The 9,097-nt window shown below is 35.1% G+C and carries 10 protein-coding genes; 6 read left to right on the top strand and 4 right to left on the bottom strand.

Annotated features, from left to right (window positions below; translation table 11 throughout):
• Nucleotides 1–343: 343 nt before the first annotated feature.
• From AAKU52_RS16590 to AAKU52_RS16570, 5 genes are all read left to right on the top strand, one after another.
• Nucleotides 344–586, top strand: a complete 243-nt coding sequence (locus AAKU52_RS16590) for a hypothetical protein (protein WP_354335607.1) — start codon at nt 344–346, stop codon at nt 584–586.
• Nucleotides 586–1,227, top strand: a complete 642-nt coding sequence (locus tag AAKU52_RS16585; protein WP_354335605.1) for a zeta toxin family protein — start codon at nt 586–588, stop codon at nt 1,225–1,227. The genes AAKU52_RS16590 and AAKU52_RS16585 overlap by 1 nt, the downstream gene beginning before the upstream one ends.
• Nucleotides 1,228–1,232: 5 nt before the next feature.
• Nucleotides 1,233–1,811, top strand: a complete 579-nt coding sequence (locus AAKU52_RS16580; RefSeq protein WP_354335602.1) for a recombinase family protein — start codon at nt 1,233–1,235, stop codon at nt 1,809–1,811.
• Nucleotides 1,812–2,136: 325 nt separating this feature from the next.
• Nucleotides 2,137–3,222, top strand: a complete 1,086-nt coding sequence (locus AAKU52_RS16575) for a PAS domain-containing sensor histidine kinase (protein ID WP_354335601.1) — start codon at nt 2,137–2,139, stop codon at nt 3,220–3,222.
• Between the two features lie 296 nt (nt 3,223–3,518).
• The gene (locus tag AAKU52_RS16570; protein ID WP_354335599.1) at nt 3,519–4,097 is read left to right on the top strand and encodes a hypothetical protein; all 579 of its coding nucleotides are present in this window, start codon (nt 3,519–3,521) and stop codon (nt 4,095–4,097) included.
• Between the two features lie 665 nt (nt 4,098–4,762).
• Here AAKU52_RS16570 and AAKU52_RS16565 read toward each other — a convergent pair.
• The 3 genes from AAKU52_RS16565 to AAKU52_RS16555 form a co-directional block, all read right to left on the bottom strand.
• Nucleotides 4,763–6,016 (bottom strand): BSAP5b family pore-forming toxin, encoded by a 1,254-nt coding sequence (locus AAKU52_RS16565; protein ID WP_354335598.1) that lies wholly within the window; start codon nt 6,014–6,016, stop codon nt 4,763–4,765.
• 266 nt (nt 6,017–6,282) lie between these two features.
• Nucleotides 6,283–6,684: a hypothetical protein gene (locus tag AAKU52_RS16560; protein WP_354335596.1), complete on the bottom strand. Its 402-nt coding sequence runs from the start codon at nt 6,682–6,684 to the stop codon at nt 6,283–6,285.
• A 27-nt stretch (nt 6,685–6,711) separates the two neighbouring features.
• Nucleotides 6,712–7,257, bottom strand: a complete 546-nt coding sequence (locus AAKU52_RS16555) for a hypothetical protein (RefSeq protein ID WP_354335594.1) — start codon at nt 7,255–7,257, stop codon at nt 6,712–6,714.
• A gap of 221 nt (nt 7,258–7,478) precedes the next feature.
• Between AAKU52_RS16555 and AAKU52_RS16550 the strand changes: the two genes are divergently transcribed.
• Entirely contained in the window at nt 7,479–8,735 is a 1,257-nt protein-coding gene (locus tag AAKU52_RS16550) for an aminotransferase class I/II-fold pyridoxal phosphate-dependent enzyme (RefSeq protein WP_354335592.1), read from the top strand.
• 176 nt (nt 8,736–8,911) lie between these two features.
• Here AAKU52_RS16550 and AAKU52_RS16545 read toward each other — a convergent pair.
• Nucleotides 8,912–9,097: ATP-binding protein (locus AAKU52_RS16545; protein ID WP_354335590.1), on the bottom strand; the 186-nt coding region annotated here is incomplete at its 5' end.

The following is a 9,097-nucleotide window of genomic DNA, read 5'->3' as shown; positions in this document are numbered from 1 at the left end:
ACTGAACTTCTTTCTGCTAACTTTTTTCATCTGTCAATAAATTTACGGTTTTTTTTAGACCTTAAATTATCGACCTAATATTGGGGAGTATTATATTATATTAAATACTTTATACTATCCTATTTGTAACGGTCACAACAAATTCATGAATTTGTTGTGACCGTTACAAATCTTGTCTTAAAAAACGAACGTATACCGGGACTATCTAATTCTTTTTCCCATTGTGTAAAAATCAGCTTATATAAGCCGAAAAATAAGCTTAACTATTCTCTTAAATTAAGGCCATAAATGATTCTCGTTTTTCGTATATTTGAATGACTTAGAGAGAATATGACTTATTTATATGGAAGCACAAACAACAGTTGATCGTCTTTTAAGAAATATGACTAATATGCATGAGTTGGGCCGACAACGTGCGTTTGAATTGGGCAATCCTTTTTATGCTCAATTTAAGGAGGATGGGCAATACTGGCGAAAAGAATTGCCCACTGGCGAACGCTACTTGGTTACTATTGATGTGATCACTGATGAGAACGACATACCCGTAAAGATTAACGACCATGTCGTTAAAGAGCTTGATATTTAATGAGCAGTCCAGAACTCATATTTGTTGCTGGCTGTAATGCTGCAGGTAAGTCAACCTTCATCCGTACCAGGCTTAGTGAACTTTCCGATTTTCAAATAATCATGACTGATGTTTACAAGAGCCGAACCAGACAGATTTTTAACCAGGCTATCGAACAGGGAAAGAGCATTGTGCTTGAAACAGTTTTTAATGATGAGTCATTCAAAAACATGGTTGATCAGGCAAGAAATGCCGGATATGATACCTCATTAGTTGCTTTATTTTTAGATAGTCCTCAACAGTCGATTAATAGGGTAGCAGTAAGAGGAATGCAACAAAGCGGAATTACTATATCTGGCGGTAATGTGAAACTTAATTTTAATGAGAGCTTTAAAAACCTTGCCACCTATTTTCTGTATTTTGACCGGAGCGACTTTATTTATACCGGCGTAGGAGGCGAGAACCAACAGATTATGAGTTTTCATAAAAGCGTCCTTCAAAGTTATAATGCCAGTGACCTACAATACCCGCAAAAATTTGCTTTGTACGCTCATAGAAATGATAGGTTAGATGAACATGGCCATCAGATCATTACCGCCAACAAGGACTATCAAGCCAAAGAACAACCGGACGAAAGTATAAAAAGAAAATTTACCATATAACCCTTATGAAAATAGGCTATGCCAGGGTAAGTACAACTGACCAAAATCTAGATATGCAACTTAATGAGCTTGAAAAAGCCGGTTGCGAAAAAATTTACAGGGAAAAATTATCGGGTAAAAATAAGGAACGGCCTGAACTTCAAAACTTACTGGCCGATCTTCGCAATGGTGATCAGGTCGTGGTATGGAAATTAGACAGGATAGGCAGATCAATAAAAGACCTGATTGAAATTGTCGATACTTTCAAAAACAAAGGGGTAGACTTTATTAGTCTCCATAATCAAATCGACACCTCCACATCAACAGGCCGTTTTACTTTTAACATATTTGCAGCTTTGGCCGAGTTTGAAAGAGAAATGATTGTAGAACGTACCAAGGCCGGATTACAGGCTGCCAAAATAAGAGGTATAAAGTCGGGAAGAAAACCTGGTCTTTCAGCAGAAAATATAAAGAAAGCACAAAGAGCACACAAGCTTCTGAATCAAAACAATATGTCTATGCAGGAAATTTCTGAGTTTTTAAAAGTTGGGAAATCTACATTGTATCGGTACGTTAAATATATCGAAGTCCAACAAGAACGTTAGTACTTATATTATTATGGCGTTTCCTTCGGTCGTACCCTTACTGAGTACGCTTCGCTTCCGTCCTGCGGACAAATTATTTCTTAATTTCCACCCAGGCTACTAACGCTAACTTTACACCTTGATTTTTATTTTCCCGTTTAAATGTCTAATAATCAATCTAAAAACTTATTACGCGCATAATGAGATTTTAGATACTCTAGGTATTGGTAAATTACTGTTTTACCGATATTTCAAGTTAATAACCATTCAGGAACAGAGGAATTAGATTAAGCATCGTAAAACATGCACTGATTGGCTTTCATTAATTTTTTTTTAAATTTATATAATGGAAAGTCATAAAAAAGACCAAATACTAGGCAAGATGAATGATCTGGCTGACGAAGTTTGCTTCATTTTCGACATAAATCAAAATCGTTTTGAATATGTAAATGAGGCTTTCCAAACCGTTACAAAAAGAGAAAGTACAGAACTTTTCAAAAATCCCAAGCTCCTTTTTAAACTAATTCATGAAGATGATAGAGTAAATATTAAACATGCTTTTAATTTACTTTTAGAGAAAAAGACTAAAAGTTTTCTTGATTTCAGAATATGTCGCCCTGATAAAACAGAAAGATGGATAAGGTTAAAAGTCTACCCAATTATAGAAGCAAAGAAAATAGCTTATCTAACCGGGACAGCAGAAGACGATACAGCAAGGAAGTCAACTGTCATTAATATGCAGAAGGTAAATGGATGGAAGGATTCTAACCTTGAAGTTCTTGCTCATGATTTACGAGGTCCTATTGGAACTGTACAGATGCTTTCTTCAATTTTGCGCAAAAAATTGCCTGAAAATAAGGAGGTTCAGAAATTGACCCAAATGATTGAAGATATTTCAAAAAGCAGCATAATCCTTATCCAAAACTTATTGACCAGGGAAATTCTAGATACAGCAGAAGTAGAAGCAGGGCTAGAGCGTTTCGATGTGGTTTGGGAAATTCACCAGGTGATGGACATTTATCTTGAGTCTCAAGATAACATTCAAAAACACATCAGCTACACGCATTCTCATGACCAAATTTTTGCTGAAATAGATAGTATGAAATTTTTGCAGATTGTAAATAATCTTGTTTCAAATGCGATTAAGTTTACTCATGATAACGGGCTCATCAAAGTACATGTTGAACAACTAGAAGAAACCTTTCTCCTTACAGTTAACGATGATGGAATTGGTATTCCCAAATCCCTCCAACCAGCCCTATTTAAAAAATATACTAAATCAGGAAGAACGGGAGTAAAAGACGAAGAATCCATTGGCCTGGGGATGTGGATTGTTAAAACACTTACAGAAGTCCATAAGGGCAGAGTGTGGTTCGAAAGCGAACCACGAAAAGGAAGCACTTTTTATGTAGAAATTCCTTTGGGATTATAATGTTTTATGAATGCGTCTTAAAGACTCTATTTATGAATTTGTAGAAATTCTAAAATAAGCAAGTCAACATTATACATATACCCACATTTAATTTCCTGAAACGGATTAAAGCCCAAAATCTTTAATACTTAGGTTTTTCTTACCCTAGTGTTTTCAGTTCATTCTAGTTTTTTAGAATGCAAAGGTACGGCACCTGCTTTAGCTCTGTCAAGGGTATTATAACGGCTAAGGAGCCGCCCTTGACAGACCAGCAGATACCTTAAAGACCTGGCATTAAAAAACTAATCTGTAATGTTATGGAAACGATGAAATTAGAGCAACTAACCGAAATAACTATCAAAGAATATATTGAGAAATATAACCTGGTTAAGTTTGAAAGAGAGCTACTGGATGAAGTTTTACAAACAGTCCGGGAAAAGGATATTGACCGCCTTGCATGGTATGCAGCCTTTGGTAAAGATTTACGACAAATCACTAATAATCTATATGCTTACCGTAAGGGTTTAAATTTTGGTTTTACCGAAATATCCTTTGATCAAAACGGTTGGATAAACCGAGCTAAATTATTAGACCCGGAAAACATCGTTTTAGCAAATAGCGAAATACGACTTGGAAGAGGTAAAAATAACCTTTGGATTTATACCCTTGATTACAGCTTCGGAACCTGCGGTAGTGCAAGCCCACTAACTGTTTATGATAAACCATATCCTGACCGTGAAACGGCTCTTAACACCGCATTGAATGAGCTTAAAGAGATTATGCAACTCAAAGTTGGTAATACTGATAGAGGAAACTATAATCCCTCTATTATTGCTGCCACCATTACAGCAGTAACAACATATAAATATAAAGATTTACAAATGGCCTTGTTTTAAAGGTCATTTTTCTAATTACCGTTTGAACTCAACAATGATTATGTATACAGATTAGACGCAGGATCTGCGCGCAAATTCAAGCTGCAGTATTTTTTTCAAGTGAATTTGTATACAAACAGCAACCAGGCATCTTTCCGGAGCGGACAAATTAGGCCAGGTGTTTACCTAAAACTGTATACATAAAAAGAAGTTATATAAAACAGATTGCGTTAGCCTAAGGCTGCCTCTGTATATAGTGAAATTGCAGTGCTGCAATAGATTAACTAGTACAGCACTGTGCGTTTTATCTAACTATTACTTCCATATCTTTATTCAATAACTCTTCCTTACCTTGTTCAAGTGATTTAAACACAGAATTTTCAAAATGTAGAATGCTATTTATCTCATACCATCGCCCAAGGAATAGGTGCTCTTTGTAATGCAGACTTTCACGCAAGGTCTGATTGTCATCAGTAGATGAACTTTCCTTATATGGTTTGCCATAAGAAGCAATAACTGCTTCTTATGGCATACCTGGTTTTATGTGGCTAGATGTAAATTTACTTTGTCGTTGAACAGAGCAACCAAATGATATAGATGAAAGTATTAACAGAACAAGAAATGTAATTTTATTCATAGTATTATATGATTGATTGTTAACAATGGGCTTCGCTAATAACGCTAACTTAGCGATTACTTACCTTAATAGAAGCACCTTTGGTAACGACGTTTGTTCTCAAATCTACTTGTTGTGTATTTATGATAATATCGGTACAATCCACACCGCTCCATACGCCTCTAACTTTGATAAGTTTGCTTGTGTTTTGTCCTCTTAAAGTGGCAATGTAGTTGACGTTCATATTATATCTTGTTACGGTAGCAGTAGCTGTAATCCGGGAATGTGCAGGAACTAATAGTGGAACATCATAAGTGCGAGTATCTTCTTTTTCTTCAGTTTTACCGTAAGTATTTTGCAAGGAACCGCTAAGTTCAGTATTGATTTTGCCGTTGGCGAAAAACGGAACTTTGACTTCTACTGTGGTGGAGAGTTTCGTTGAAATCGATGTTTGGTTTGTGAAACTTGATGTTCTTTTTGCTCTTTCGCCAAAACTAGTGCTCATACTTTGCTGTATAGAAGATCCATTGGTATATGTCCAGTTAGTGGTAAAATCAGGAATTTGGGTCAATACTGCGGTAGGATCATTTATATACTCAATGCTTTCTAACGTGAAAGTATCATTTGGAACAATATTAAATTGTTGAGTAATCGCATTATTTGATCTTGCAAAACCGATAGCTCCATTAGTAGCATTCAGATAATAATTGAATATATCCCATGGACTGCCACCGCCCGAACCAATGATGTCTTGATTAATAAAATAAAATGAATCATTGGTGGTGTTCCTGGAGAAATCCCAGGAAAAGCCAAATAAACTAGTGCTACTTGCAGCTTGTGTATAAAGAACATATCTGTTTGGATCACTTGCATAAGAGCCAGCACCAATTGGGGCATCTTGAGCGGCGGAATAAATCAAATAGGGAATACCTGTTGAAGCTGGAAGAAACCTTAAACGAAAAAGTTGGTTTGCGTTCGTAGAAGAATAAGGAGCTAGTAAAACCTCTTGTCCTTTTCCCTGCGATTGTAACGTATTATTGCCTTGAAATGCATCTTTTGATTGAATAAAAAAGTTAATACCGTTTAATTCATACAAATCGGTATAAATGTCTCCTGATGCTAAACTTTTTAAATTCTTTGGCTTTTTAGGAAACTTTGTAGAGTCGAGCTGAATAATCGTATCGCCAGGCTGACGAAGTGTTGTTAACATGCTTTTGGCTGACACTGCTAGATCAGCTAATGTGGCGTTTTCTTGGAGGGTTGCATCCTTTTTACAGGAGAACAAAAATAAAATAAAAGCGATAAGGTAGATACTTCTTTTCATAACAAGATTAATATGGTTAGATTAATTAATTTTTGGATTATAGGATTAGATAAACCCAAAGAATTTATCAACTTAAGGTTGATAAAACCAATAGTGGCAACTTTAATCCATCTTTTATTGGAGTTATCGTTATAGATAACAACTTACAAACGGCCTTAATTTATGTCCTTTGAATTATTACAGCCAAAGCTTATTGAAAATTAACAGGGTGGTTTTTAACGACTCCCTGTTAATTTAATAGCGATTATAAATTTAGAATTCTCTTGTTATTTAATGGATGACTTTAGTTCTAACCGCGTTTTTTCGAGCATCTTATCAACGTCTTTTATGCCAAGCGAGTCAATCCAGGCATTATTGGTGCGAATGTTCTCTTTGAAGACCTGAAAATCAGTTTCGGAGAGTCCCTTTGATAAAAATTCCTCTTTGCTAATCTTGAGAACCATATGATTGTTTTCTACAACCACGTAATTCAATAGCACATCAGTATACGCCTTAGCGAATTTCTGTTGCTCGGGCGTACGAAGGCTATCAGGAATTTCAGCAAAGTATTTATACGCTTTTCCTTTAGAATCCAAATATGTAATATTCTTCTTCTTGTTAACCGAAGGAGTTTTGTTTTCTTGGCAAGATAAGACTGTTATTACAATGAATAAAAAGAGATATTTCATAATTTATATATATAAATGCTAAAATTACTATGACATAGCTACCCAATCACAAGAACCTCCATTTGAATCGGAAGTTTTAAAGGTAACGTTAACATTGTAATTAGAAGCGTCAATATTAACATCTATTACAGTAGTTGTAAATAATGATCCTGTAGCGGTTTTAGTTATCCATACTCCTAAAGCTCTAGTTTGACATTGATATACTGGCAATGGGGTAGCTGCAGTTCTACAATTGAATCTTACAAAACTTGTATTACTTGGAGCAAAGAATGTTGTCCCAACCTGCTCTTGGCCATTACTTGAAAGACTGCCAGAAGGACCTGAAGGACCGGCTAATGTTACCGCCTTTGGATCAAACAATGAAAGTTCACCATTTGGATCTTTTTTTGCCTCGGTAATTATATCATTTGTAATTTTAAGGTCTGCTTTAACCCTTTCCAAATCTTCTTCAGAAATGCCTAACTCAGTAGCTTTTTCTGCGGGAATGTTAAGATGATATTTATCATCCTTTAACTCTACAAAATGTACAATGATTCCGTTTACTTTTTCAGCATTGATTATTTCATCATTCATGGCATTATAATTTAAACATAAAGCCTCAATTATTCAGGTGGGGCATTTCCTTATCCTGGTTTACAAAGTCAGGAGACTTTATTGTTGGCCAACAAATATCTTTCGTTTGAAATTGAATCTTTCTTTACGGTTAAAATCAAATCTAAATTATTATTATTCACCAAACGGTGATATTTCAAAAAATATTTTTATACCTTGACTTTAACTAATTTATAATTGATATGGGTATAGATTTTAATACTGCAACTTTTAAGGATTTCGAAAACATTAAAGAATTGGACGCTTTTGAAAGAGCCAAAAAATTCGGTGAATTCACTGATTTCATGATTCAAAATGGCCATATGAATTATCGTCTTATAGCAACATCTGCTAGCGGACCAGAAATGGAAATTGTAACACCATTTAGTCATGGTAAACCTGAAAATTATATAAGCTTTGTTTCTAATGATTATTTAAATTTTAGTCAGCATCCTAAAGTTAAACAAGCGGCTCTACAAGGAATTTCACAATATGGAACTGGTTCAGGCGCGTCGCCATTAATAGGAGGACATTTCAATTATCATGAAGAAATCGAACGAAAAATCGCCGGTTTTTTTGGGCGAGATAAAAATTGTTCTGTAATTTTCACTACTGGGTATACTGCAAATAGTGCTACATTACTTTCTTTGCTTAAAAAAGAAGACATTGCTATTGTTGATAGAGCTGTTCATACAAGTGTGTATGAAGGTTTAAAAGAGACTAATGTGAAGTCTTTTTCTCATAACAACCTTGACTCTTTAGAGCATATTCTTAAAACAGTTAAAAATAGTTACAGAACTAAGTTGGTTATCGTTGATGGTGTTTATTCGCAAGATGGCGATATGGCTCCACTTGATCGAATATTAGAGATTTCTAAACAATATGGTGCATTTATTATGGTGGATGATGCACATGGAATTGGTGTTCTAGGAAAAACGGGACGAGGTGCGATTGAGGAATTTGAACTTCTTAATGAAATAGATATTATTTCAGGTACGTTTAGTAAAACTTTTGGTAATATTGGAGGATATGTAATATCAAGTGCTGAGATAATTAATTTCATTAAGTTCCAATCGAAACAACAAATATTTTCAGCTACCTCTACCCCTGCCTCAGCTGGTATAATTAAGGCAATAGAGCTTATTGATGAGGAACCTCACTGGCGATCTAGGTTGATAGAAAACATCTCATATTTTAAAAAAGAACTTTTAAATTTAAACTTCAATATTGGAACAACAGTCTCAGCCATTATTCCAATTAAAATTGGTGACCCCTATCTAACCAGTGAAGCAGGTAAAATGCTTTTAAAAGCAGGTATATTTACAAATCCTATTTTATATCCTGCTGTTTCAAGAAAAGATGCTAGGATACGGATGAGTTTAATGGCTACCCATACTAAAGAACATCTAGACAAAACACTAGAAGCTTTAGAATATGTGAAACATAAACTTCAACTCTAAAACAAACAAATATGTATGGAAAGAAAGAATTATCACGGTACAATCAAAGATAAAGAAAAAACTAATTTGAAACTTCTGAATGCCGTTTGGATATTCTGGTAATGCTGACCCCAGTAATGCATCATACTGACCCCCCCTCGAGGATTTGGCCTATCATAGCTGACGGCATGACAATTTTACCTTTTTTTTCTTAGACTTTCTCCTTTTAGTTCAATTCTGTATGAAGTGTGCACCATGCGGTCTAAAAACGCATCGGCCAATGTTGAGTCTCCAAAAATGTCCCACCATTTTTCTACAGGTAACTGGCTTGCAATTATGGTTGCTTTTTTTGCATGTCGATCTTCAATTATCTCCAGCATGTC

The sequence above is a fragment of the Pedobacter sp. CG_S7 genome, assembly GCF_040544395.1.
Taxonomy (GTDB): Bacteria; Bacteroidota; Bacteroidia; order Sphingobacteriales; family Sphingobacteriaceae; genus Pedobacter.
Note: the sequence above shows the minus strand (reverse complement) of the source record. Positions and strands in the feature narration are given on the sequence as shown.

What these genes read in the sequence shown, in the direction of transcription:
- AAKU52_RS16570 (WP_354335599.1), top strand. Translation starts at nt 3,519, where the DNA reads ATGGAAACGATGAAATTAGAGCAACTAACCGAAATAACTATCAAAGAA.
- AAKU52_RS16580 (WP_354335602.1), top strand. Translation starts at nt 1,233, where the DNA reads ATGAAAATAGGCTATGCCAGGGTAAGTACAACTGACCAAAATCTAGAT.
- AAKU52_RS16590 (WP_354335607.1), top strand. Translation starts at nt 344, where the DNA reads ATGGAAGCACAAACAACAGTTGATCGTCTTTTAAGAAATATGACTAAT.
- AAKU52_RS16560 (WP_354335596.1), bottom strand. Translation starts at nt 6,684, where the DNA reads ATGAAATATCTCTTTTTATTCATTGTAATAACAGTCTTATCTTGCCAA.
- AAKU52_RS16585 (WP_354335605.1), top strand. Translation starts at nt 586, where the DNA reads ATGAGCAGTCCAGAACTCATATTTGTTGCTGGCTGTAATGCTGCAGGT.
- AAKU52_RS16555 (WP_354335594.1), bottom strand. Translation starts at nt 7,257, where the DNA reads ATGAATGATGAAATAATCAATGCTGAAAAAGTAAACGGAATCATTGTA.
- AAKU52_RS16550 (WP_354335592.1), top strand. Translation starts at nt 7,479, where the DNA reads ATGGGTATAGATTTTAATACTGCAACTTTTAAGGATTTCGAAAACATT.
- AAKU52_RS16575 (WP_354335601.1), top strand. Translation starts at nt 2,137, where the DNA reads ATGGAAAGTCATAAAAAAGACCAAATACTAGGCAAGATGAATGATCTG.
- AAKU52_RS16565 (WP_354335598.1), bottom strand. Translation starts at nt 6,016, where the DNA reads ATGAAAAGAAGTATCTACCTTATCGCTTTTATTTTATTTTTGTTCTCC.